19 protein-coding genes are annotated in these 23640 nt (G+C 66.5%); 9 read left to right on the forward strand and 10 right to left on the reverse strand.

Features of this window, described 5'->3' with window-relative positions; genetic code table 11:
- The first annotated feature begins 130 nt into the window (after positions 1-130).
- The 8 genes from ASE91_RS17640 to ASE91_RS17675 all read left to right on the forward strand — a co-directional run bounded on the left by ASE91_RS17640 (position 131) and on the right by ASE91_RS17675 (position 8593).
- Positions 131-781 carry a DUF4129 domain-containing protein gene (locus ASE91_RS17640; RefSeq protein ID WP_056628568.1) on the forward strand — a complete coding sequence of 217 codons (651 nt, stop codon included), beginning with the start codon at positions 131-133 and terminating at the stop codon, positions 779-781.
- Positions 778-1989: a hypothetical protein gene (locus ASE91_RS17645; RefSeq protein ID WP_056628571.1), complete on the forward strand. Its 1212-nt coding sequence runs from the start codon at positions 778-780 to the stop codon at positions 1987-1989. The genes ASE91_RS17640 and ASE91_RS17645 overlap by 4 nt, the downstream gene beginning before the upstream one ends.
- A complete protein-coding gene (locus ASE91_RS17650) occupies positions 1986-2942 on the forward strand; it encodes an AAA family ATPase (protein WP_056628574.1) in 957 nt (318 codons plus the stop codon). Before ASE91_RS17645 ends, ASE91_RS17650 begins: the two co-directional genes overlap by 4 nt.
- On the forward strand, positions 2939-4168 hold the full coding sequence (locus ASE91_RS17655; RefSeq protein WP_056628575.1) for a DUF58 domain-containing protein: 1230 nt from the start codon (positions 2939-2941) through the stop codon (positions 4166-4168). Before ASE91_RS17650 ends, ASE91_RS17655 begins: the two co-directional genes overlap by 4 nt.
- On the forward strand, positions 4165-5151 hold the full coding sequence (locus ASE91_RS17660) for a stage II sporulation protein M (RefSeq protein ID WP_056628578.1): 987 nt from the start codon (positions 4165-4167) through the stop codon (positions 5149-5151). Before ASE91_RS17655 ends, ASE91_RS17660 begins: the two co-directional genes overlap by 4 nt.
- Positions 5144-6037 carry an RDD family protein gene (locus ASE91_RS17665; RefSeq protein WP_056628897.1) on the forward strand — a complete coding sequence of 298 codons (894 nt, stop codon included), beginning with the start codon at positions 5144-5146 and terminating at the stop codon, positions 6035-6037. The genes ASE91_RS17660 and ASE91_RS17665 overlap by 8 nt, the downstream gene beginning before the upstream one ends.
- A 47-nt stretch (positions 6038-6084) precedes the next feature.
- On the forward strand, positions 6085-7854 hold the full coding sequence (locus ASE91_RS17670; protein WP_056628581.1) for a sensor domain-containing diguanylate cyclase: 1770 nt from the start codon (positions 6085-6087) through the stop codon (positions 7852-7854).
- A gap of 70 nt (positions 7855-7924) precedes the next feature.
- Positions 7925-8593 (forward strand): hypothetical protein, encoded by a 669-nt coding sequence (locus tag ASE91_RS17675; RefSeq protein ID WP_056004387.1) that lies wholly within the window; start codon positions 7925-7927, stop codon positions 8591-8593.
- A 17-nt stretch (positions 8594-8610) separates the two neighbouring features.
- On the opposite strand, the gene ASE91_RS17680 is transcribed toward ASE91_RS17675, so the two are convergent.
- The 8 genes from ASE91_RS17680 to ASE91_RS17715 form a co-directional block, all read right to left on the reverse strand.
- Positions 8611-9474: an HpcH/HpaI aldolase/citrate lyase family protein gene (locus ASE91_RS17680; RefSeq protein WP_056628583.1), complete on the reverse strand. Its 864-nt coding sequence runs from the start codon at positions 9472-9474 to the stop codon at positions 8611-8613.
- Positions 9471-9920 carry a MaoC family dehydratase gene (locus ASE91_RS17685; RefSeq protein ID WP_056628586.1) on the reverse strand — a complete coding sequence of 150 codons (450 nt, stop codon included), beginning with the start codon at positions 9918-9920 and terminating at the stop codon, positions 9471-9473. Before ASE91_RS17685 ends, ASE91_RS17680 begins: the two co-directional genes overlap by 4 nt.
- Positions 9917-11779 (reverse strand): acetyl/propionyl/methylcrotonyl-CoA carboxylase subunit alpha, encoded by a 1863-nt coding sequence (locus tag ASE91_RS17690; protein WP_056628589.1) that lies wholly within the window; start codon positions 11777-11779, stop codon positions 9917-9919. The genes ASE91_RS17685 and ASE91_RS17690 overlap by 4 nt, the downstream gene beginning before the upstream one ends.
- A gap of 112 nt (positions 11780-11891) precedes the next feature.
- Complete coding sequence (locus ASE91_RS20780; protein WP_235530550.1) at positions 11892-12797, reverse strand: DUF3088 domain-containing protein; 906 nt, start codon at positions 12795-12797, stop codon at positions 11892-11894.
- A gap of 193 nt (positions 12798-12990) precedes the next feature.
- The gene (locus tag ASE91_RS17700) at positions 12991-14586 is read right to left on the reverse strand and encodes a carboxyl transferase domain-containing protein (RefSeq protein WP_056628592.1); all 1596 of its coding nucleotides are present in this window, start codon (positions 14584-14586) and stop codon (positions 12991-12993) included.
- A complete protein-coding gene (locus tag ASE91_RS17705) occupies positions 14583-15743 on the reverse strand; it encodes an acyl-CoA dehydrogenase family protein (RefSeq protein WP_056628595.1) in 1161 nt (386 codons plus the stop codon). The genes ASE91_RS17700 and ASE91_RS17705 overlap by 4 nt, the downstream gene beginning before the upstream one ends.
- A 96-nt stretch (positions 15744-15839) precedes the next feature.
- The gene (locus tag ASE91_RS17710; protein WP_156357909.1) at positions 15840-16106 is read right to left on the reverse strand and encodes a hypothetical protein; all 267 of its coding nucleotides are present in this window, start codon (positions 16104-16106) and stop codon (positions 15840-15842) included.
- Between the two features lie 25 nt (positions 16107-16131).
- Complete coding sequence (locus ASE91_RS17715; RefSeq protein ID WP_056628598.1) at positions 16132-17325, reverse strand: MBL fold metallo-hydrolase; 1194 nt, start codon at positions 17323-17325, stop codon at positions 16132-16134.
- 94 nt (positions 17326-17419) lie between these two features.
- Here ASE91_RS17715 and clpB point away from each other — a divergent pair, with 94 nt between their 5' ends.
- On the forward strand, positions 17420-19996 hold the full coding sequence (gene clpB, locus ASE91_RS17720) for an ATP-dependent chaperone ClpB (protein WP_056628601.1): 2577 nt from the start codon (positions 17420-17422) through the stop codon (positions 19994-19996).
- Between the two features lie 31 nt (positions 19997-20027).
- Here clpB and ASE91_RS19795 read toward each other — a convergent pair whose 3' ends face one another.
- The gene (locus tag ASE91_RS19795; RefSeq protein ID WP_156357910.1) at positions 20028-20258 is read right to left on the reverse strand and encodes a hypothetical protein; all 231 of its coding nucleotides are present in this window, start codon (positions 20256-20258) and stop codon (positions 20028-20030) included.
- A 129-nt stretch (positions 20259-20387) separates the two neighbouring features.
- Positions 20388-23300 carry a TonB-dependent receptor domain-containing protein gene (locus ASE91_RS17725; protein ID WP_056628604.1) on the reverse strand — a complete coding sequence of 971 codons (2913 nt, stop codon included), beginning with the start codon at positions 23298-23300 and terminating at the stop codon, positions 20388-20390.
- Between the last annotated feature and the right edge of the window lie 340 nt (positions 23301-23640).

Here is a 23640-nt window from a genome sequence, read left to right on the forward strand (position 1 = left end):
CCCCCGGCGTCGACCCAAAGTCTGGGTGGAAAAGCGTTGCATGTAAATCGGCGATTTGCTCCAAGCAGGGCACACGCCGCGGGGGCGTACCGAAAGGACGGACGTGGCGCGGGGGCAGATCGCTAACAGCGTGAACAATGCCGCGTCGGCACCGCCCGCGATCGATTCCGAGCGTGTCAGCGCCGCGTGGAAAGCGATCCACGCCGATCCGTCGATCCAGTTCAACCTGCCCGAAAAGGCGATCGAGCCGCGCGATCCGCCGCCCGGCTGGCTGGAACCGGTCCTGCGCGCGATCGGTGATTTCATCCAGTGGGTCGGCGGCGGATGGCGGCTGATCCTGTGGATCATCGGCATCGTCATCGCCGTTACGCTGGTCTTCGCACTTTTCCCCGGCCTTCGCGACTGGGTGCGCGAACGCTTCGGGCGCACGGCCGCAACGGTGGACGAACCGCAATGGGCCCCGACCGAAACCCGCGCCCGCGCCCTGCTGGAGGATGCCGACACACTCGCCGCCGCCGGGCAGTTCGACGAAGCGGTCCATCTGCTCCTCTTCCGCAGCATCGATGATATCACCGCATGGCGCGGCGACGTGGTCCGCCCGGCCGATACCAGCCGCGACATCGCCCGCGCCGATGCGCTGCCCCCGGCCGCGCGCGGCGTGTTCGCAGGGATCGTCGCGGCGGTCGAACGCAGCCTGTTCGGCGGTCGCGCGCTGGGGGAAGTCGACTGGCTGCAGGCCCGCGCCGACTATGCCGGCTTCGCGCTGCGGGCGGCCAAGTGAACCAGTCCGCCCCCTTCGCGGTCCGCACCGTCATCCTCCTCGTCATCGGCGGCGCGCTGCTGCTGCTCGCGTCGATCCTGATGTCGGGGTTCGGCGACGAACTGTCGCGCGCCGTCGGCGATGCTCCGGCCGCCGATCGCAAGGACGGTGCGGGCTATCACGCGTTCAAGCGGCTGGTCGATGCGGTACAGCCGCCCGGCCGCAACGATGCCGATACGCTCAACAATCCCGCCATCGTCATCCTGACGCCGACCAACACCACCCGTCCCGAAGACGTCAAGACGATCGTCGACCGTCGTATCTCGCTCGCCAACGCGGCGATGGAGGACAGCGGCGACGACGAACCGTTCGACCGCTATCCGACCCTCATCGTCCTGCCGAAATGGCAGACGGAGGCGATCCCGCTGGGCGGCGGAAAGGTCCGCCGCACCGGCACGGTCGACATGGCGCGCATCCAGAAACTGGTTCCCGCCGACGTCGACTGGCATGTCGAGGACCGCGAGAATGTCGGGGTCAGCGCCGACTATCCCGAAATCCGCTCCTTCGCCGTCCCCGACCGGCCGTTATACGCGGTAAAGGGTGCTACCGTCGAACCGCTGATCGTCGCGCGCGACGGCGCGGCGGTGCTGGGACAGGTCGGCAGCAGCGATACCTTCGTGCTGGTCGATCCCGATCTGGTCAACAACCGTGCCATGGCCGACGAACGCAACGCGAAGGCCGCGCTGACGATGCTGCGCGCGATCGATCCCGAACATGACGGCCGCGCCGTATTCGACCGGTCGCTGCATTACACGCGCGGCGACCGCAATCTGGTCAAGCTGCTGTTCCTGCCCCCGTTCCTCGGCGTGACCCTCGCCCTGATCGCCGCCGCGATCCTTGCCGGCATCGCCGCTGCCGGGCGCTTCGGTCCGCCGGTCGCCGATCCGCGTGGGCTGGCGCTCGGCAAGCGCGCGCTGATCGACAATATCGTCGCGCTGACCCGGCTGGCGCGGCGCACCGCGCAGGCCGGCGAACGCTATGCCGATACGATGCTGGAGGTGACCTCGCGGCGGTTGCTGGCGGGGGAAATCCCCTCGCCCGAACGGCTCGACTGCATCCACCCCGGCTATTCCGACATCGACCGCCGCCTGCGCGATGCCCGCAGCGAACACGAGGCATTAGCTGCGGCGAGAGACCTGCACATATGGAAGAAGGAAACAGGCGCATGACGCTCGACGAGGTACGGTCGCTGGGATCGGCGATCGACCGGGAGATCCAGAAAGCGGTCGTGGGACAGGCGGACGCGGTGCGCCTGCTCACCATCGCGCTGTTCTCCGCCGGTCACGTCCTGCTCGAAGGACCGCCGGGCACCGCCAAGACGCTGCTGGCGCAGAGTTTCGCGCGCACGCTGGGTCTCGATTTCGGGCGTATCCAGTTCACGCCCGACCTGATGCCCGGCGACATCATCGGCTCCAACCTCTTCAATTTCCAGACGTCGCAATTCGCGCTGACCCGCGGGCCGGTGTTCTGCGAGGTGCTGCTCGCCGACGAGATCAACCGCACCCCGCCCAAGACGCAGGCCGCGCTGCTGGAGGCGATGCAGGAACGCCGCATCACCATCGACGGTCGCACCGAGCAGCTGTCGGACCGTTTCACCGTCGTCGCGACACAGAACCCGATCGAACAACAGGGCGTCTATCCGCTGCCGGAAGCGCAGCTCGACCGGTTCCTGTTCAAGATCGCGATCGGCTGGCCCACGCTCGACGCCGAACGCACGATCGTCGCCCAATATGGCACGCGCACCGGCACTCCCGCCCCGCAGGATTCGGGCGTCGAACGGGTCGCCGACGCCGGGACGATCGCCACCGCGATCGATGCGGTCGGACAGGTGCGGCTGGTCGACGAAGTCATCGACTATATCGTCCGCCTGATCCGCGCGACCCGCGAACATGGCGACCTGTCGTCGGGTGCCTCGCCGCGCGCCGCATCGGCGCTGGCGGCGGCGGCGCGTGCCGGCGCGGCGCTCGACGGGCGCGATTACGTCCTGCCCGACGATGTGAAGACCCTCGCCCCCGCGCTGCTGCGCCACCGCCTGATCCTGTCGCCCAGCGCCGAGATCGATGGCCGCCGCATCGACGATGTCGTCGCCGGCCTGATCGCATCGGTCGAAGCACCGCGATGATCGTCCCCAGCCCCCGTGCGATCCAGCTGACCGCGCTCGCCGCGCCGGTCGGTCTCGCGCTGGGTGTGCTGGCCCCGGCGGCGTGGATCGCCGCGCCGGTCTGGATCATCGGCGTGCTGGCGCTGATCGTCGCCGACGCATGGTTGGCGAAACAGCCGGCGACGACCCTGCCCGACCTGCCGGCGACCCTGAATATCGGCGAGACGTTCCGGCTGGGCAGCGCCGACCTTGCCGCCGCGATCGACGGTCCGGTCGAACGCAGCAGTCCCGGCGAATATCGGGCGGTCCGGCGCGGCCGGGCGCGGCTGCACCGCCTGTGGACGCGCCGCATCGGCCCCTTGGGGCTGGCATGGCGACAGGTCAGCCGCAGGACCGATCGCACCATCGCCATCCTGCCCGACATCCGCCCGGTCCGCGATCAGGGGATGCGCCAGTATCTCAACAGCATTTCGGTCGGCAACCGGCTGCGCCGCGATCACGGCGACGGACAGGATTTTCAGGTCCTGACCGATTTTCAGGCCGGGATGGAACGCCGTTCGATCGACTGGAAGGCATCGGCCCGCCACGCATCGCTGCTGGCGCGCGAATTTCATACCGAACGCGACAATATGATCGTGTTCGCGATCGATGCCGGACGGGCGATGACCGATCCGGTCGGCGACATGCCGCGCATCGACCGCGCGGTGTCCTCGGCGCTGCTCGCCGCCTTCGTCGCGCTCAAGTCGGGCGACCGGGTGCGGCTCTATTCCTTCGCCGCCCGGCCGCAGGTCGACAGCGGCAGCATCGCCGGCGGCACGCGCGGCTTCGCACGGTTGCACCACGCCGCCGCCGACATTGATTACGGGGTGGAGGAAAGCAATTACACACTCGGCCTCGTCACCCTCGACCAGAAGCTCGACCGGCGCGCGCTGGTCGTGCTGTTCACCGAATTTACCGACACGACCAGCGCCGAACTGTTGCTGACGGCGGCGCAGCGGATGCTGAAGCGCCACCGCGTGCTGTTCGTCCTGTTCCGCGACCTCGAACTGGAGGGGCTGCGCGATGCCGTGCCCGACACCGCCGACGATCTGGTCCGCGCCAACGTCGCGCATCTGCTGCTTCGCGACCGGGCGATCGTCGTCGAACGGCTGCGGCGGATGGGCATCGACGTGATCGAGGCGGCGGCGGACGCGATGCCGCTCGCGCTGGTCGAACGCTATGTCAGCCACCGGGAGCGCGGACGATGAGTGTCAACTTCGGCGCCCATCATTTCCGCACCGAACGCGAAGCCGACTGGGCGCGCCTTGAGGAACTCCTCGACAAGCTGGAGGCAAAGAGCCCCCGCCGCCTGTCCGACACCGACCTGATCGACCTCCCGAGACTCTACCGCGCGACACTTTCGTCACTTTCGATCGCCCGCGCCACCTCGCTCGACGCATCGCTGGTCGGGTATCTGGAGGCGCTGTCGACCCGCGCCTATTTCGCGCTCTATTCCGCCCGCGAACCGTGGGGCCGACAGGTAAAGGCTTTCTTCACAACGCATTGGCCGCGTGCGGTCCGGGCGGTCGGCTGGGAATTGCTGTTGTCGACCGCGCTGCTGCTGCTCAGCGCTGTCGCCGCCTATCACCTCGTCCGCACCGATCCCGCATGGTATTCGGCGATGATCTCTCCCGAACTTGCCAACGGCCGCGACATGAATGCCACCGCCGCGACACTGCGGGAGTCGCTCTATGGCAAACCCGGCGAGGCACCGCTGGAAATCTTCGCGACATCGCTGTTCACCCATAATTCGCAGGTCTCGATCCTCGCCTTCGCTCTCGGCTTTCTGTTCGCCATCCCGACGATCATCCTCGCCGTGCAGAATGGCGCGATGGGCGGGGCGATGTTCGCCGCCTTCGTGCCCCACGGTCTCGGCTGGGGGCTGTTCGCGTGGCTGATGATCCACGGGACGACCGAAATTGCCGCGATCGCCCTTGCCAGCGCGGCCGGCATCCATATCGGCCGCGCCGTCGCCTTTCCGGGTGATCGTTCGCGCATGGCCGCGGCGGCGGAGGCCGGGCAGCGCGGCGCGATCGTGATGATCGGGGTCATCCTGATGCTGCTGATTGCCGGCCTGCTGGAGGGCTTCGCGCGGCAACTGGTTATCGACGACAGCGCCCGTCTGGCGATCGGCGGCGGGATGCTGGCGCTGTGGATTGTCTATTTCAGCTTTGGTGGCCGTCGTGGCTAAACGACCGCGCAAGCCCCGCCAGCCGCGCACGCTCGACCGGCAATTGGTCACGCCGGAAGGGGTACCGCTGAACCTGCGCCTGGGTTCGGCCGGCGCGCGCGCGGGCGCGTTCACGATCGACGCGATCATCATGCTGCTGATCCTGATCGGCACGTCGCTGCTGATCGCCGCGCTGGCGATCGGTGGGCCGAAGGGCGCGCAATCGCTCTATGCCATCGTCTGGCTGCTCGGCTTTTTCGTGTTGCGCAATTTCTACTTCGTCCTGCACGAAGCCGGCCGGCGCGCGGCGACGCCCGGCAAACGGCTGATGAAGCTGCGCGTCGTGTCGCGTGACGGCGCGCGGCTGACCGGCGCGGCGGTACTGGCACGCAATCTGATGCGAGAGATCGAGGTATTCCTGCCGCTGATGTTCCTCGGTTTCGCCTTTGCCGAAGGGATGGCGTCGCGCTGGACCGCCGTGCTGGCGCTCGGCTGGGCGTTGATCCTGCTGTTCCTGCCCCTGTTCAATCGCGACCGTCTGCGCGCCGGCGACCTGATCGCCGGGACCTGGGTCGTCGAGCGCGAGGTGCGAAAACTGGGCGAGGATCTCCTGATCCAGACCGCCCATGAAAAGGACCGCGGCCGCGTTACGCCGTTCACCGCTGCCGAACTCGACGCCTATGGCGCGTTCGAGTTGCAGCGGCTGGAGGACGTCCTGCGTCGGAACGACCGCGCCGACCTGTTCGCGGTGGCAAACGCGATCCGTCGCAAGCTGGGCCGCGCCGACGACGGCGCGGACCTTGCTTTCCTCGAAACATATTATGGCGACCTCCGTCGCCATCTCGAACGCAGGTTGCTGTTCGGGCAACGCAAACGCGACAAATTCGACCATACCGGATCAGATTGACGTAATTCTATACGCCGTATTAACCGATCGCACCCACAAGCTGCGCGATGGCAATCGGCACCTCCAGACTTCGGATCGGACTGTTCAGCGGGCTGCTTTACTTCGTGATGTCCGCCATCGCCATCAATCCGGTCCATAGCAGCGGCGTCGCGACGTTCTGGCCCGCTACGCCGGTTCTGCTGGCGCTTCTGCTCGCCCGTTCGCGTCGCAAATGGAAGGCGATCCTGATCGGTGCGACGATCGGCAGCCTGCTGGCGTCGAGCCTGTTCGGCTTCGGCGTTGTCAACGCCATCCCGATGGCAGCGGCGAAGATCGGCGAGGTCGTGGTCGCGATCGGGTTGTTCAACCGGCTGAACGTCCGGCGCGGGTTGTTCGGCTCGCTCGATCGCATCTGGCGCTATGTCGTCGCGGTCGGCATCGTCGCTCCCGCGCTGGGCGCGACGGTCGCGGCAGCGGTTACCGCCACGCGCTACGACCTGTCCTTTGCCGGGCAATGGCGGACCTGGTTCATCGGTCACGGACTGAGCATGGTCGCGCTGACCCCGCTCCTGTCGCTGCTGTTTTCGGGTGCCACGCTGCGGTGGTGGCGCGCCGCGGCCAGACGGACACGCGGCGAGACGATGGTGCTGCTGACCGCGACGGCGATCATCGCAGCGGGAGTCTTCGGCCAGAGCACGCTGCCGCTGCTGTTCCTCCCGATCCTGCCCGTCATGCTCACGACCTTCCGTCTCGGTCTGATCGGCGCGGCAGCCGCGATCATCGTGCTGGCCATGATCGGCGGTTATGCGACGCTGCACGGCATGGGGCCGGCCAATTATGTCAGCGATGATTTGAATCTGCGGCTGGAATTCTTGCAACTCTACATCGCCTGCACGGTCCTGACCGCCTTTCCGGTCGCAGCCGACCTCAGCCGTCGCCAATCGCTGTACCGGCGGTTGCGGGAAAGCGAGGCGCGCTATCGCGTGCTGGCCGATCATTCGACCGACATCGTGCTCAGCGTCGATCGCAGCGGACGGGTCTGCTATCTCTCGCCGTCGATCGAGCCGCTCCTTGGCAAGACACCGGAGGCGTTGCTGAGATCGCGCGCGCTGGAGCTGGTCCATTCGCTCGACCGCGACATCGTGCTGGTCGCACACCGCGACGCGATCCTTGCGCCGCAAGGGACGCAGATCGTCGAATGCCGGATGCGGGTGACCAGCGGCGCGCTGCACTGGTTCGAAGCGCATACGCGCGCCGTGACCGACGACCATGGCGTGGTGTCGGGCACGGTTTCGATGGTCCGCGACGTGACGCATCGCAAGGCATTGGAGGCCGAATTGTCGCGCGCCGCGTCGACCGATCCGTTGACCGGCCTTGCCAACCGGCGGGCATTCGATGCGGCGCTCGCACACCGGATCGATGCCGCAGCGGCAGGCGATCGGGGCGGCTGCGTTGCCATCTTCGACCTCGATCACTTCAAGTCGGTCAACGACCGGTTCGGCCATGATGCCGGCGACCACGTCCTGCAATCCTTCGCGCGAATCGCGCGCGGCGTACTGCGCGAGACCGATGTCGTTGCCCGGCTGGGCGGTGAGGAGTTCGGCGTCCTCTTCCCCGGCGCGGACATCGCCCAAGCGCAATTTTTGAGCGAGCGGCTGCGCGCGACGGTGGCGGCGACGCAGTTGCGCCATAGGCAGGCGTCGGTTCGACTGACGGTCAGCGCCGGCATCGCATCGATCGACGTCAGCAGCAGCGCGGCGGCGGTGCTGCGCGCAGCCGACCGCGCGCTATACGCCGCAAAGGCAGAGGGCCGCGACCGATTGCAACTGGCGGCATGACCGCGCGGTGGCGACGACGACGCAATTGATGATAGGGTCGCCGACGTTGAGCGAGCAGAGGAGGCGCGGAGTGCGCGAGACATGGTATCGCGACCCGCGATGGGGACTGGCGGCAGCGACGATCGCGGCGATCGCGGTCGGCATCGCCGCCGGATCGACGGCGGAACCGCTGTGGCGGGTGCTGTTGCTGGCGATGGCCGGGTTCGCATTGATCGGATGGGGGTGGTTCGCGATCCAGGGGGTCGGCTGGCTATGGCGTCGTCCCGACCGGCGCGAGATATTGCAGGCGCTGACGCTGCAGAACGCCCAGCAGAATTTCAACCAGGCGGCGTGGGGCCGGTTCGATCGCGACGCGACGATGCTGCGCATGTTGCTGGCCGAACGTGCGCTGATCCCGATCGAGGCCGAGCTGGTGCGGCACGCGATGGCGATCGAACAGTTCACGGCGGTGGCGCAGGCGCTGCCCGGCTTTTCGCGGTCGGCGGCCTATTGGTACGATATCGCGTCGCAGGGCCATGCCGGCCTGCCCCATGCAACGCCGACGCCGAGCGCGACCGCGCTGGAGGAAGCTGCTGCCGACCTGCCAACGACGCCGCTGTCGGAGGACGACCGGCGCGCCGCCCTGCATTATCTCGCGGTGCGCAAGCGGCTGACGACCGATCGGGCGCTGGTCGAGCGCGAACGACGAGCCGCCCTGCGCAAGCTGGCCGCGCCGCCGCCCTCGCTTCCGGTCGAATAGGGACTTGCCGCCGCTGTTCAGGACGGACGGTCGGCCGCGCCGTCCTGCAAGGCCAACACCCGCAGCGCCTGCTTCAGATGCGGCGCGTCGACCATGCGGCCATCGACTTGCAGCGCCCCGGCATCGGGCTGCGCGGCAAAGGCATCGACGATCGCCTGCGCGCGCGCGACCATCTCGTCATCGGGGGTGAAGGCGGCGTTGATCGCGGACACCTGTGCCGGGTGGATCGCCATCATGCCCGTGAAGCCATCGCGCGCCGCACGGGCGGCATAGGCGGCCAGTCCCGCCGCGTCGCGGATCGCCGGATAGACGGTATCGATCGCCGCCACCCCGGCGGCGTGCGCCCCGAACAGCGTCAGCGAGCGGGCGAGTTCATAGGGCGCGGCATATCGCCCATCCGGCTCGCGCGAGGTCGCCGCACCGATCGCGGCGGGCAGGTCCTCGGCACCCCAGGTCAGTCCGGCGAGGCGGTGCGCGACCGTGCCATAGCTGCCGAGTTGAAAGATCGCCGCCGGGGTTTCGGTCGCGATCGGCAGCAACGACACGTCGGACAGACCGCGATCGGCGAGGAGCGCATCGACGCGGAGGATCGTCGCCACCCCTTCCGCCTTGGGCACGACGATGCCGTCGGGACCGGTGCCGACCAGCGCATCGAGATCGCCGAGCGCGCGCGGACCATCGACGGGGTTGATCCGCACGAAGCGCGCAACCGGGGCTGGTTCGCGCAGCCAGTCGGCGACGGCGGCGCGGGCGCTGTCCTTGGCCGATGTGGCAACCGCATCCTCCAGATCGAGGATCAGCGCGTCGGCTCCGCTCGCCGCCGCCTTGGCAAAGCGATCGGGCCGGTCGCCGGGTACGAACAGCAGCGACCGCAGCCTCATGGCCGGCGCTTCAGCAAGGCGCTGCGCAGGCAGCGGCAGACGACCTCGTCCCGCTGATTGTGCAGTTCATGGGTGAAGGTGACGATCCCGGCATTCGGGCGTGATCGACTATCCTTCAGCACGGTGACTTCGGTGGTGGCGCGCAGCGTGTCGCCTAGGAATACCGGCTTGGGCATCACCAGTTGATCGTAGCCGAGATTGGCGATGAGCGTCCCCAGCGTCGTCTCCCCGACCGACAACCCGACCATCAGCGCGAAGGTGAAGGTGCCGTTGACGAGGATCTGACCGAACTCCGACGCCCTCGCCGCCTCCGCATCGATGTGCAGCGGTTGCGGATTGTGGGTCATCACCGAGAACAGCAGATTGTCGGTTTCGGTCACGGTGCGGCGGATCGGATGGTCGATCCGGTCGCCGATCTGCCAGTCGTCGTAGAAGCGGCCGGTCATGCGTCGTCCTTCGCGATGCGGACGAGCAGCACCCCTTCGGCGACCTGTGCGCCTTCGCGCGCGGACAGGTCGGCGACGATGCCGTCGAACGGGCTGAGCAGCGCCTGTTCCATCTTCATCGCTTCCAGCACCACCAGCCGCTGTCCGGCGGTGACGCGATCCCCCGCGGCGACCGTCACCGCGACGATTCGGCCGGGCATGGGGGACAGGATCGCGCCGTCGCCGGCACTTGCCGCCCCACCCTGCCCCGCGACCGGCGCGGCGAAGGGAAAGGCTTCGCCGTCCGCGAACAGGACACGGTCGGGGCCGACCTGCGCGACCTCGCCGGCGGGACGAGCCTCTGCCAGATGGGTGATGCCGCCGATCGCGACGGCGACGTTCCGGTCGGGTGCGGCGTTGAGGCGGAAGCCGGCAAGCGCGTGCCATGGATCGGCGGGGTTGGTAGCGACCAACGCCGCCGCGGCGCCGCTGACCATCGCTTCGGGCGGGGTACCGGTCGGAACCAGCGCGTCGAGATGCCGTTCGATGAAGCCGGTATCGATCCGGGCGGCGACGAAGTCGGCGTGGCCGGCACAGCGGGCGAGGAAGGCGGCGTTGGTGCGGACCGGCCAGACCTGTACCGACGCGGCGGCCCTTGCCAGCGCGGCGGCGGCGGCGGTGCGGGTCGGGCGGTGGACGATCAGCTTGGCGATCATCGGGTCGTAATGCGGCGTCACCGTATCACCCTGTCGCACGCCGGCATCGACACGGACGTCGTCGTCGGGGAGCTTGAGATGCGTGAGCTGGCCCGTCGACGGGAGGAAGCCGGTCGCCGGGTTCTCGGCATAGAGGCGCGCCTCCATCGCCCAGCCATCGATCGACAACTGGTCCTGCCGCAGCGGCAGGGGTTCGCCCGATGCGACGCGCAGCTGCCATTCGACGAGGTCGGTGCCGGTGATCGCCTCGGTCACCGGGTGTTCGACCTGCAGCCGGGTGTTCATTTCCATGAACCAGATGCGATCGGCGGAGAGGCCCTGCGATCCGTCGGCGATGAACTCGATCGTGCCCGCCCCGACATAGTCGACCGCGCGGGCGGCGCGGACGGCGGCATCGCAGACGGCGGCGCGGGTGGCGGCGTCCATGCCGGGCGCGGGCGCTTCCTCGATCACCTTCTGGTGGCGGCGCTGGATCGAACAGTCGCGTTCGAACAGGTGGACGGCGTTGCCATGGGTGTCGCCGAACACCTGCACCTCGATATGGCGGGGCGACAGGATAAATTTCTCGATCAGCACGCGGTCGTCGCCGAACGCCGCCGCTGCCTCGCGGCGGCAGCTGTCGAGGGCCTCGGCAAACGCGGCGGGGTCTTCGACGCGGCGCATGCCCTTGCCGCCGCCGCCGGCCACCGCCTTGATCAGCACCGGATAGCCGATCGCGTCGGCTTCGGCGGCCAGACGGTCGGGGGACTGGTCCTCGCCCAGATAGCCGGGGGTGACGGGCACGCCGGCGGCGATCATCCGCGCCTTGGCCGCGTCCTTCAGGCCCATGGCCCGGATCGCGGCGGCGGGTGCGCCGACCCAGATCAGGCCGGCGGCGGTAACGGCTTCGGCGAACTCGGCATTTTCGGACAGGAAACCATAGCCGGGATGGATCGCTGCCGCACCGGTCCGGCGGGCGGCGGCGAGGATCTTTGCGCCGTCGAGATAGCTTTCGCGAGCTGGGGCCGGACCGATGCAGACGGCTTCGTCGGCCTCTGCGACGAAGGGCAGGCCGGCGTCGACGTCGCTGTGGACGGCGATGGTGCGGATGCCGAGGCGGCGGGCGGTGCGCAGGATGCGGCGGGCGATCTCGCCGCGATTGGCAATCAGCAGCGATTCGATCATGGCTGGTCCCGGAAGTTGGCGAAGGTGCCACGTAAGCGAACTTCGCGGAGCGCCACGGCGGTGCGCCCGACGGGCGGGACAGGATAGACCGGGCGGATCGTGTAGGAAAGCGTCATGGATGCGCCTCCGGAAAGCCGTGGCGGATGTGAAGTGCTTGGAGCAGTTCCCTGAAATCGCTGACGAAGCGGGTGTCGCCGTACCGGCCGTCCGACAGGCCCGCATCGGCACCGGCGCCAAGGACCAGCAGCGGCAGGTTCTGGTGCGCCTCCCCCACCACCGCGATCACCGCGTCGCGGGGACGTGGATAGGGGACGCGGATGACGTCCAGTTCCGAGGCCTTGTCCGGGAAGCGCGCGAGCAGGCCATCGATGGCGATGCAGTCGCGGCAGTAGAAGCTGCGACCGGGCAAGACCGGATCGTCGAACTGCGGGTCGAGCAGGTACAGGCGGTCGCGCATGGGATGTTCCGAAAACAGGGGGTCGGCGTCGGGATCGACGGTGGTCGGCAAAGGGTCGGGCGGTTGCAGCACCGGATCGGCACGGGTGCCGAACATGGCGGCGGCCGCGAAGGCGAGGTCGCGGGCGCTGACATCGGGTGCCGAAACGGGTTGCGGCTGGAACGCGTCGGCGATCGCGGCGCGGGCGGCAACGGGATCGGGGGCAAAGGCGGCGGCCAGCCGCTGGGCGATCACCTCGGCATGGGCGGTGGTCGCCCTCGCCTCGGCCGACAGGGTGCCACCATCGCGCATCGGCACCGGCGAGGCGGCGAGTTGCGCCTCGACCTCCGCCGTTACGCGGGCGACGGTGTGGAGGAAGTTCGACAGCGCAGCGCCGGGCGGCAGGCTGGCGATGGCGCGGGTGACCATGGCGAGGATCGCGTCATAGGCGACACTGTCGATGCCGGTATTGGGTCCGGGGATGAAGCCAGACGGGGGAGCGGCCGGCGTCTTGGCCGGGGTGAAGGCCGGTTCGGTGAGCCTGGTCGGGCGGATCGGGGGGAGGTTGGGAATGGTCGTCATGCGGCACCCTCCACGCGCGCGCTGCCGTTCCTCCGCGCAGGCGAGACCTTTGCGAATGTCGCGAGCTTCGCCAAAAACTCGCCGTACCCCCGCGCAGGCGGGGGTCCAGAGCCAAGCAGAACAACGGCTTGCGCTTGGAACTCTGGATCCCCGCCTGCGCGGGGATACGGGCGCGGGGCGGCGGGCATCCGAATCACATCCGGAAGATGCCGAACTGCGCACGGTCGGCGATCGGGGCGTTCAGCGTCGCCGAGAGCGCCAGCCCCAGCACGTCGCGGGTCTGTTCGGGCAGGATCACGCCGTCGTCCCACAGCCGGGCGGTGGCGTACCAGGGACTCCCCTCCGTTTCATAGCGGTCGCGGATCGGGGTCTTGAACGCTTCGGCCTCGTCCGGCGTCCAGGTGTCGGCGTCGCGGTGGACGGTCGCCAATACGCTGGCCGCCTGTTCGCCGCCCATCACCGAGATGCGGCTGTTGGGCCAGCTGAACAGGAACCGGGGCGAATAGGCCCGGCCGCACATGCCGTAATTTCCCGCACCGAAACTGCCGCCGATCAGCACGGTGAGCTTGGGCACCTGTGCCGTCGCAACGGCGGTGACCAGCTTTGCACCATGTTTCGCAATGCCTTCCGCCTCATATTTACCACCGACCATGAAGCCCGAGATGTTCTGAAGGAACAGCAACGGGGTGCGGCGCTGGCAGGCCAGTTCGATGAAATGCGCGCCCTTTTGCGCGCTTTCGGAAAACAGCACGCCGTTGTTGGCAAGGATCGCGACCGGCATTCCCCAGATGCGCGCGAAGCCGCACACCAGCGTCGTGCCGTAGAGCGGCTTGAATTCGTGCAGTTCGGAGCCGTCGACCAGCCGGGCGATCACCTCGCGCACATCATAGGGCGCGCGGACATCGGTGGGCACGATCCCGGCAAGGTCGGCGGGATCGTGGAGCGGCGGGCGCGGGTCGGTCAGCGCCAGTTCGGCGCGGCGCGGCGGCGGCAGGGTCGCGACGATGTCGCGGACGATCAGCAGCGCCGCTTCGTCATCGTCGGCGACATGATCGACCACGCCCGATTTGCGGCCATGGGTGTCGGCCCCGCCCAGTTCCTCGGCGCTGATGACCTCCCCGGTCGCGGCCTTGACCAGCGGCGGGCCGGCTAGAAAGATCGTCCCCTGCCCGCGCACGATCACCGTTTCGTCGGACATGGCGGGGACATAGGCACCGCCGGCGGTACAACTGCCGAGCACGCAGGCGATCTGGGCGATGCCCTTGGCCGACATCTGCGCCTGATTGAAGAAGATGCGGCCGAAATGGTCGCGGTCGGGGAACACTTCCGCTTGGTGGGGAAGGTTCGCGCCGCCGCTGTCGACCAGATAGATGCACGGCAGATGGTTTTGGCAAGCGATCTCCTGCGCGCGGAGATGCTTCTTGACCGTCATGGGGAAATACGCGCCGCCCTTCACCGTCGGGTCGTTGGCGACGATCATCACCTGCCGGCCATGGACGCGGCCGATGCCGGCGATGACGCCCGCCGCCGGGGCCTCGTCGCCATACATGCCGCCCGCCGCCAGCGCGCCGATTTCGAGGAACGGCGATCCGGCGTCGAGAAGGCGGTGGATGCGGTCGCGCGGTAACAGCTTGCCCCGCGCGACATGGCGTTCGCGGCTACGCTCCGGTCCGCCCAGCGCGGTACGGGCGGTCCGGTCGCGCAGGTCGTCGGCCAGCGCCGCATTATGCGTGGCGTTGGCGCTGAACCCGTCCGATCCGCGATCGATCAGCGTCGGCAGCACCGTCATTGCGCGCGCGTCCCCCCGCCCAGCAATTCGCGACCGATCAGCATCCGGCGAACTTCGTTGGTTCCGGCGCCGATGTCGAGCAGCTTCGCATCGCGGAAATAGCGCTCGACTGGCCAGTCCTTCGTATAGCCCGCCCCGCCCAGCGCCTGAATCGCGTCGTTGGCGACCTTCACCGCGTTCTCGGACGCCAGCAGGATCGCGCCCGCCGCATCGTGGCGGGTGGTGCGGCCGGCGTCGCAGGCCTTCGCGACCGCGTAGACATAGGCGCGCGCCGAATTGAGCGCGACCGACATGTCGGCGATCTTGCCCTGCATCAGCTGGAACGCGCCGATCGGTCTGCCGAACTGCTTGCGCTCGGCGACATAGGGCAGGACGGTATCGAGACAGGCCTGCATGATGCCGAGCTGGATTCCCGACAGCACGACGCGCTCGTAATCGAGGCCCGACATCAGCACACCGACGCCGCCGTTGAGCGGCCCCATGACGTTCTCGGCAGGAACGAAACAGTCGTCGAAGACCAGCTCGGCGGTCGGCGACCCGCGCATCCCCATCTTGTCGATCTTCTGCCCGATCGAAAAACCGGCGAAATCCCGTTCGATCAGGAAGGCGGTGATCCCCTTCGATCCGGCGTCGGGCGCGGTCTTGGCATAGACGACCAGCGTCGCGGCATAGGGGGCGTTGGTGATCCAGAATTTGGTGCCGTTCAGGCGATAGCCGCCATCGACCGTGTCGGCGCGCAGCTTCATCGACACGACGTCGGAGCCCGCCCCGACTTCGGACATGGCGAGCGATCCGACATGCTCGCCGCTGATGAGCTTGGGCAGATACTTCGCCTTCTGCTCGGCGTTGCCCCAGCGCGCGATCTGGTTGACGCACAGGTTGGAATGCGCGCCATAGGACAGGCCGACCGAGGCCGAGGCGCGGGCGACTTCCTCACACGCGACGACATGTTCGAGATAGCCGAGACCGAGGCCGCCATCGTCTTCGCCGACGGTGATGCCGTGCAGGCCGAGCGCACCCATTTCAGGCCATAGTTCGATCGGGAAGCGATCGTCGGCGTCGATGGCAGCGGCGATCGGCGCGATGCGATCGGCCGCGAAGCGCTGCGTGGTCTCGCGAATGGCATCGGCCATCTCGCCGAGCGCGAAATCGAGCATGTCTCTCTCCAATGGTCCGGTCTTTGCCGGATCGTATCTGTTGTTACCGATAGGACGATTGTGATCGGTTGTGAACTCTTAACCGGTTTGAAGGACTTATATCCCGCCTATGGCATTGCCGACGACGGCAGCCGCGACGATGGAAGCGAGGGGCAACGCAAACGCCATCACAAGCTGTCTGGCACCCTGATTGAACGTGAGGCCAACGAGGGCCGGCAGGATAATCATCCAGAGCGCATGCCACGAACTTGGGGGAAGATTCAAAACGATGATGGCGTAGGTCAACAGCGCGCTCGAAAGCATAGTCAGCACGATTTGCGCCATCCATCTGTCGCGAACGGACCGGTTTGCGGTGCGGGTCATCCGCGCAGTCTCACCGTTTCGAGACCTAGCGCAAGGCGTTGCCCGCCGGACCATCGAGACAGCGAAGCACGGCGTCCCGATCGAATGGCGGTGCGGCAGCGGCGGTCATCGGCGCGATATCGACCGGCCGACCGATCGGCACCGCGCCGAGGCGGCGATCGGTGACGCCGGCACAGGCCTTTGCCGCGCTCAGCAATTTCGGCGGGGTCGTATAGCCTTCATAGGACAGGCGGAACGTGCCCCAATGGATCGCCATGCCGCGCGATGCGCCCAGCCGCCGAAACACGTCGAGCGCGTCGACCGGGCCGATATGCGCGCCGCTGGCCATCTGCCCCGGCTGAAACCGGAACGCTCCGATGGGGATCAGCGCGAGGCGGATCGGGCCGACCGCCCTCGCCTCCTCGACCCATTTGCCGTCGCCCATGCCGGTATCGCCCGCGAAGAACAGATTGCCGCCGGGCAGTTCGACGACGAACGCCGACCACAAGGCACGGTTGCGGTCGACGAACCAGCGGCTCGACCAGTGATGGTTGCGCACGACATGGACCGTCGCGCCGCCGACCCGCTCCGCCTGTCGCCAGTCGAGCGCGGTCGCTTGCATTCCCGCGCGGCGCAGGATCGCGTCGTTGCCGTGGGCAGTGACGATCGCCGGGCGGTCGCGGTCGTACAGCCGCTTGAGCGTCGACAGGTCTAGATGATCGTAATGATTGTGGCTGATGAGGATCAGGTCGATCTTCGGCAGATCGTCCAACGCGATACCCGGTGCCGCGACCCGTTTCGGACCGAAGCCGAACGGGCCGGCGCGGTCACTCCACACCGGGTCGGTCAGGATGTTGAGGCCCGGCGTCTGGATCAGCGCCGACGCGTGGCCGACCCAGGTGACGCGCAACGGGGTCTGCGCCGGATCGCGCGCCGGGCGGGTCGTGGCGGGCAGGAGTTCGGCGGGTCTGGCGGGGGTGACCGGGACCTGCGTGGGCCATGCGGGACGCCCGTCGCTGCCGGTCGCCTGTCGCCACAGGAACCCCCTGCGGCTGCCGCCCGGTGGCGCGGCGGTATCGTCGCCATCGGGATTGACGAAGCGCGCGCCGTCGAAATGGTCGTTGGCCACCCCGCGATAATAGATGCGGTCGAGGAAGCGCGGCACAATCGTCACGGCGAGGCACAGGATCGCGACGATCCACACCAGCCCCCATCCTGCCCTGCGAACGCCCGTTACCATCGGGTCCCAACGCCACGTCGTGCCGAACGATGCATCCCCTCTTGTGTTGCCCTTTTACCACACCATATCGCCGGCAACATCACAGGGGAGCAATATGAACCTCGAAAAATTTACCGACCGCGCAAAAGGTTTCCTGCAGGCGGCACAGACGGTGGCGATCCGCAATTCGCATCAGCGGATGACACCCGAACATATCCTGAAGGCGCTGCTCGACGACGAACAGGGCATGGCCGCCGGGCTGATTACGGCAGCGGGCGGCGACGCGCGCCGGGCGATCGCCGAGATCGATGCGGCGCTGGCCAAGCTGCCGGCGGTATCAGGATCGGGGGCGCAGCAAAATCCGGGCCTCGACAATGACAGCGTCCGCCTGCTCGATCAGGCCGAACAGATCGCGACCAAGGCGGGCGACAGCTTCGTCACCGTCGAGCGCATGCTGCTGGCGCTGACGCTGTCACAGGGTCCGGCGGGCAAGGCGCTGACCACCGCCGGGCTGACGGCGCAGAATCTGAACGCGGCGATCGACAAGCTGCGCGGCGGGCGCACCGCCGACACCGCCGGGGCCGAGGATCGCTACGACGCGCTCAGGAAGTTCGCCCGCGACTTGACCGGCGCCGCGCGCGACGGCAAGCTCGACCCGGTCATCGGCCGCGACGAGGAAATCCGTCGTACCATCCAGATCCTCGCGCGCCGGACCAAGAACAATCCGGTACTGATCGGCGAACCCGGCGTCGGCAAGACCGCGATCGCCGAGGGCCTCGCGCTGCGCATCGCCAATGGCGACGTGCCGGAGGGGCTGAAGGACCGCGCGCTGATGTCGCTCGACATGGGGTCGCTGATCGCCGGGGCCAAATATCGCGGCGAGTTTGAGGAGCGGTTGAAAGGCGTGCTCGACGAGGTGAAGGCGGGCGACGGGCAGATCATCCTGTTCATCGACGAGATGCACCAGCTGATCGGTGCCGGCAAATCCGAAGGGGCGATGGATGCGGGCAATCTGCTGAAGCCTGCGCTTGCGCGGGGCGAACTCCACTGCATCGGCGCGACCACGCTCGACGAATATCGCAAGCATGTCGAAAAGGACCCCGCGCTCCAGCGGCGGTTCCAGCCGGTGTTCGTCGGCGAGCCGACCGTCGAGGATACGATCAGCATCCTGAGGGGCCTGAAGGAGAAGTACGAACTCCATCACGGCGTGCGGATCACCGATGGCGCGCTGGTGTCGGCGGCGACGCTGTCGAACCGCTACATCACCGACCGCTTCCTGCCCGACAAGGCGATCGACCTGATGGACGAGGCCGCCAGCCGGCTCCGCATGGAGGTGGAGAGCAAGCCCGAGGCGATCGAGAGCCTCGACCGGCGCATCCTGCGCATGAAGATCGAGCGCGAGGCGCTGCGCCGCGAGAGCGACGCGGCCAGCATCGACAGGCTCGACACGCTGGAAGCGGAACTCGCCAATCTCGAACAGCAATTGTCCGAGCTGACCACCCGCTGGCAGGGCGAGCGCGACAAGATCGCGTCGGAGGCGAAGCTGAAGGAACAGCTCGACGCCGCGCGGGTCGCGCTGGAACAGGCGCAGCGATCGGGCGACCTCGCGAAAATGTCCGAGCTGACCTATGGCACCATCCCGACCCTCGAAAAGCAGCTGGTCGCGGCGCAGCAACATGCCGGCGGCGCGATGCTGCGCGAGGAAGTGACCGCCGACGATATCGCCGGCGTCGTCAGCCGCTGGACCGGGGTGCCGGTCGACCGGATGCTGGAGGGCGAGCGCGAGAAGCTGCTGGCGATGGAGGATGCGCTGGGCAAGCGGGTCATCGGCCAGAGCGAGGCGGTGCGCGCCGTCGCCACCGCCGTCCGCCGCTCGCGCGCCGGGTTGCAGGACCCGAACCGGCCGCTCGGCAGCTTCCTGTTCCTCGGGCCGACCGGCGTCGGCAAGACCGAGCTGACCAAGTCGCTCGCCGAATTCCTCTTCGACGACCCCAATGCGATGGTTCGCATCGACATGAGCGAGTTCATGGAAAAGCACGCGGTGTCACGGCTGATCGGTGCGCCGCCGGGCTATGTCGGCTATGAGGAAGGCGGCAAGCTGACCGAAGCCGTCCGCCGCCGCCCCTATCAGGTGGTGTTGTTCGACGAGGTGGAGAAGGCGCATGGCGACGTCTTCAACATCCTGTTGCAGGTGCTCGACGACGGCCGCCTGACCGACGGACAGGGGCGCACGGTCGATTTTTCGAACACGATCATCATCCTGACGTCGAACCTCGGGTCGCAATATCTGACCAACCTGCCCGATGGTGTCGACGTCGAGACGGTCGAGCCGCAGGTGATGGACGTGGTGCGCGCGCATTTCCGCCCGGAATTCCTCAACCGGCTGGACGAGATCATCCTGTTCCACCGGCTGGCGGCGGATCACATGGCCCCGATCGTCGACATCCAGGTCGGCCGCGTCGGACGCCTGCTGGCGGAGCGCAAGGTGAAGGTCGAGATGACCGACGCCGCGCGGGCATGGCTGGGCCGCGTCGGTTACGACCCGGTGTACGGCGCGCGGCCATTGAAGCGCGCGGTTCAGCGATATCTACAAGATCCGCTCGCCGACCTGATCCTGCGCGGGAGCGTCAAGGACGGGTCGACGGTGCGCGTCGATGAGGGGGATGGCGCGCTGACGTTGAGCGTGGGGTGACAGGACCGCACCCGTCACCCCGGCCGGTGCGTTATTGGTTCGGGGTGACGAGCGAGGGAAGCATCGAACGTCCGGTTTCCTGGCCCTGACGTGCTACCTGGTCCCATTGCTTGGCGGTCAGACAGACCTTCTTGCCGCGAACGTTCGATCCAGTGTCCAACGTCCGCTTGCAGATGAGGTTAGGCGTAGCTGCAGCTGGTGGTGGTGCCGTTGCCTGCTGACCGGCGAGTCCGACCAGCATGGTAGTTACGAACATCAGCATCAACATTCCTTTCTATTGGGCGATACCGGCATTCTAGCTCGGATCGGACGTTACGCTAACAGTTAAAAAGGGGCAGAACCGTGGTTCTGCCCCCTTCTCACAATCTTTACTACTGCATTGATCTACGTATCAGAAGCGCAGGCGGGCGCTCGCTGCGAAGCGACGGCCCAATGCATCATAGGTCGATGGATAAACGTTGCCGCTATTGTAGGCGGTTGCGCCGATCGACGCACCGACCAGCTTCGGCTGATTGTCGAACAGGTTCAACGCCGAGATGGTGAAGTCGAAATTGTCCGTCACGCCGAACCGCGTCGTCAGGTCGAAATAATGTTCGGCTCCGATGCGACGGAATTCTTCCAGCGGGCCACCACCATTGGCGATGTCGTCGGCAAGTGCCGCCGGCTCGTACGAAACGGCATCGATATACCGCCACAGCAACGAGATATCCGCCGCACCAATCGTCAACGTCGTACGCTGATTAAAGCTGAACTCCGGCTGGATCGACGGGCAGTTGACGCTGTAATAGCCCACACATTCACGATTGATCGACGTCGGGGTCGCCTGGAACTTGTTGCTGTTGGTCCAGTTGCCGATGAACGACAGGGCGAGCGCGCCGAAGCCGAACTTCTGCCGATAATTCAACGCGACGTCGATACCGTCGGTCTGGATGCGGCCAAGATTGGAGAGCGGCAACGCAAGGCCGGTCGCTTCACCATTCAGGCTGCCATCCACCGGATCACGACCGATCGAACGACATGCCGCCGATGATGCTGCCTGCAGCGGCGAATAGCAGCTGGCGAACACGTCGCCGATCGTCGGCGCGGTGATCGCGTCCTGAACGCCGATATTGTAATAATCGACGCTGGCGTTGAAGCCCGGCAGGAATTCCGGCTGCAGCACGGCACCGATCGTCCACGTCGTCGCCTTTTCGACGTTCAGGTTTGGATTACCGCCCGTCGAGACGTTGACCTGGCCGGCGGAAGGGAGCGGAATCGCGCCGATCAGTTGCTGAGCGCGAGCGGCAGTGGCGCCGCCCGCCACGATCTGCGCGGCGCAGACCTGTCCCAGCGCGGAACCGGCGGTGACGCCGCTACCGGCACATGGGTCGGAAGCGGAGTTATTGAGGTCGGTAACCGAAGGCGCGAACAGTTCGTTGATGTTCGGTGCGCGAGCCGCCTTCTGGTAGTTTCCGCGGACCTTGATTGCCTCAACGGGTTCCCACGTACCGCCGGCTTTCCACGTCCAGTTGGTTCCCGCCGTCGAATAGGACGACACGCGACCACCGGCCTCGACCGTCAGGCTATGGAAGAACGGACGATCCGCAACCAGCGGCACGATCAGTTCGGCAAAGCCTTCCTTCACGTCATACTGGCCTGCCACATCAGGCGATGCCGCACCGTTGCCGAGCACTTCGTTCGGGCGCTGCGTCAGTTCGTCCGATACAACCGCTGCGGTGTACTTGCGATACTCGGCACCAATCGCGAACGAAACCGCGTCCGATGCGAACGGGCTGGTGAAGCCGAGATCACCGCTCAGGACGCCGCGGGCCTGTGCCAGCGTCGTCTTGGTGGTCGTGCCGTTGGTTACGCCGAGCAGGAAGCCGAGCTGGTCGGGAGTGATCGTGCCGGCATCACCGAACAGGTTGATCGGAACGCAGCCATTGCTGTTGTCGACGCAGGTGGCGGTGTTGGTCGCCAACGCCGCCTGACGCAGACGGGTACGCGTACCGTTCCCGCTCTGGCGCTGCGCGTTCTCGCTTTCGCCATATCCACCCGAGAGATCGAACTGGATATTGCTGGTGATGTCACCACGAACGCCGAAGCGATAATCGAACAGCGTGGTCGTGTACGTCGACAGACGCGGACCGGCTTCGACGAAACGACGCGAGACGTTGCTGGTGAAGGTCCGATAGTTCGGGTCGTTGGTAGTCGTTGCCAGAGCAGCCGCGCTGCACTGCGCGACGGTCAGCCCGTTTGCGGCGCAAATCTGGCTACGCGCTGCGGCCGGAAGATACGGGTTCGAGTACGGAATAGTCAGCGAGTTGCCGAACGTACCCGACGAGGCAATGACGGTCTGAACCGTATTCTTCGAAAATAGTCCACGGCCATATACTTCGATACTGTCGGTGACTTCGTAATGCGCCGCACCGAACATATTGTAACGCTCGAACGGCGTCTGGAAGATGTTCTGCGGGTTGAAGTTGAACAGTGCATAGGTCGGCACCAGACGGCCGGTCGCCACGTCGATCTGGTTATTGCTGCCAAGGCCGAGACCGGTGAAGCGGCCCGGAACAGTCGTACCCGAACCACCCTGTGCACCGCTGTACGAATCGATGTTGAATTCGGAGAAGTCGCGATCGCCCTGAAGGACGGGTTTCGCCTTCTGATAGCCCATGCTGAAAACGGCGTTGCCACGTCCGTCGTCGAAATTCGCGCCGAGGGTCAGATCGCCGCGGAAGATGTTGCCGTCGCCACGTTCGGTGATCTGTTCGCTGACGGTCGCTTCCATTCCCGCGAAGTCACGCTTCGTGATGAAGTTGACGACACCCGACACCGCGTCGGCACCGTAGGTCGTCGAAGCGCCACCCGTCAGGATATCGGTACGCTGCAACAGCGCGAGCGGAATATTGTTCAGATCGGTAATGCCGCTGAGACCTGCCGGCGCGATACGCGATCCGTCGAGCAGCACGAGGTTGCGATTGGCGCCGAGGCCACGCAAGTCGACGAATGACGCGCCGCCGTTGCCGTTGTTCACGGCCGAGCCGATGCTGGGAACCACGCCTGGCAATTCGCGCAGGAACTGTTCGGCGACGTTGGTCTGCCGCAGTTCCAGTTCTTCCGAACTGACCGAATTGACCGGCGACGACTGGACGAGGTTCGGATTGCGGATCAGCGACCCGGTAACGACGATATCCTCGGAGGGCGCTTCCTGCGGCACGGGGCCGGAAACCACACCGGTGGTCGTTTCCTGCGCCATCGCGGCGGTCGAGAAGCCGACCATCAGCGTCGAGGCGAGCAACGCAGTTCTTACATTAAGCTTCATATTTGCCCCTGTCTTATCGGCGCTCGTAAAAGTGGCGCAACAATTCAAGACTAACGGGTGCGCAAGTTTCGAAGCAATCGTACCGAATCACTATTGTAACGAAATCGTCGCCAAGTGACTTTTCGGTAACAGTCGCTACAATATCCACGGATTTCGTAAAGACCGATCAGGTTAAATAACTGATAATAGGTGTTATTTACGGTTACAGATGTATTTTTACAGTAATGTCTCTCATGTCTTTTAACTGATAATCGATATGACCTCGCCCCATGTGAAGGAGTGTATTGCAACAACAGTACAGCCCTTGGGTCGTAACTGGCCCTCCGTCGGAACGTTGCCG

It is taken from the genome of Sphingomonas sp. Leaf62 (assembly GCF_001421915.1).
In the GTDB taxonomy this organism is placed as follows: Bacteria; Pseudomonadota; Alphaproteobacteria; order Sphingomonadales; family Sphingomonadaceae; genus Sphingomonas.

Excerpts from the sequence above, each read along its gene's own strand:
- ASE91_RS17680 (WP_056628583.1), bottom strand. The coding sequence starts at position 9,474 with ATGAGGCTGCGGTCGCTGCTGTTCGTACCCGGCGACCGGCCCGATCGC.
- ASE91_RS19795 (WP_156357910.1), bottom strand. The coding sequence starts at position 20,258 with ATGCTGATGTTCGTAACTACCATGCTGGTCGGACTCGCCGGTCAGCAG.
- ASE91_RS17690 (WP_056628589.1), bottom strand. The coding sequence starts at position 11,779 with ATGATCGAATCGCTGCTGATTGCCAATCGCGGCGAGATCGCCCGCCGC.
- ASE91_RS20780 (WP_235530550.1), bottom strand. The coding sequence starts at position 12,797 with ATGACGACCATTCCCAACCTCCCCCCGATCCGCCCGACCAGGCTCACC.
- ASE91_RS17655 (WP_056628575.1), top strand. The coding sequence starts at position 2,939 with ATGATCGTCCCCAGCCCCCGTGCGATCCAGCTGACCGCGCTCGCCGCG.
- ASE91_RS17685 (WP_056628586.1), bottom strand. The coding sequence starts at position 9,920 with ATGACCGGCCGCTTCTACGACGACTGGCAGATCGGCGACCGGATCGAC.
- ASE91_RS17705 (WP_056628595.1), bottom strand. The coding sequence starts at position 15,743 with ATGCTCGATTTCGCGCTCGGCGAGATGGCCGATGCCATTCGCGAGACC.
- ASE91_RS17660 (WP_056628578.1), top strand. The coding sequence starts at position 4,165 with ATGAGTGTCAACTTCGGCGCCCATCATTTCCGCACCGAACGCGAAGCC.
- ASE91_RS17650 (WP_056628574.1), top strand. The coding sequence starts at position 1,986 with ATGACGCTCGACGAGGTACGGTCGCTGGGATCGGCGATCGACCGGGAG.
- ASE91_RS17715 (WP_056628598.1), bottom strand. The coding sequence starts at position 17,325 with ATGGTAACGGGCGTTCGCAGGGCAGGATGGGGGCTGGTGTGGATCGTC.
- ASE91_RS17710 (WP_156357909.1), bottom strand. The coding sequence starts at position 16,106 with ATGACCCGCACCGCAAACCGGTCCGTTCGCGACAGATGGATGGCGCAA.
- ASE91_RS17700 (WP_056628592.1), bottom strand. The coding sequence starts at position 14,586 with ATGACGGTGCTGCCGACGCTGATCGATCGCGGATCGGACGGGTTCAGC.
- ASE91_RS17670 (WP_056628581.1), top strand. The coding sequence starts at position 6,085 with ATGGCAATCGGCACCTCCAGACTTCGGATCGGACTGTTCAGCGGGCTG.
- ASE91_RS17725 (WP_056628604.1), bottom strand. The coding sequence starts at position 23,300 with ATGAAGCTTAATGTAAGAACTGCGTTGCTCGCCTCGACGCTGATGGTC.
- clpB (WP_056628601.1), top strand. The coding sequence starts at position 17,420 with ATGAACCTCGAAAAATTTACCGACCGCGCAAAAGGTTTCCTGCAGGCG.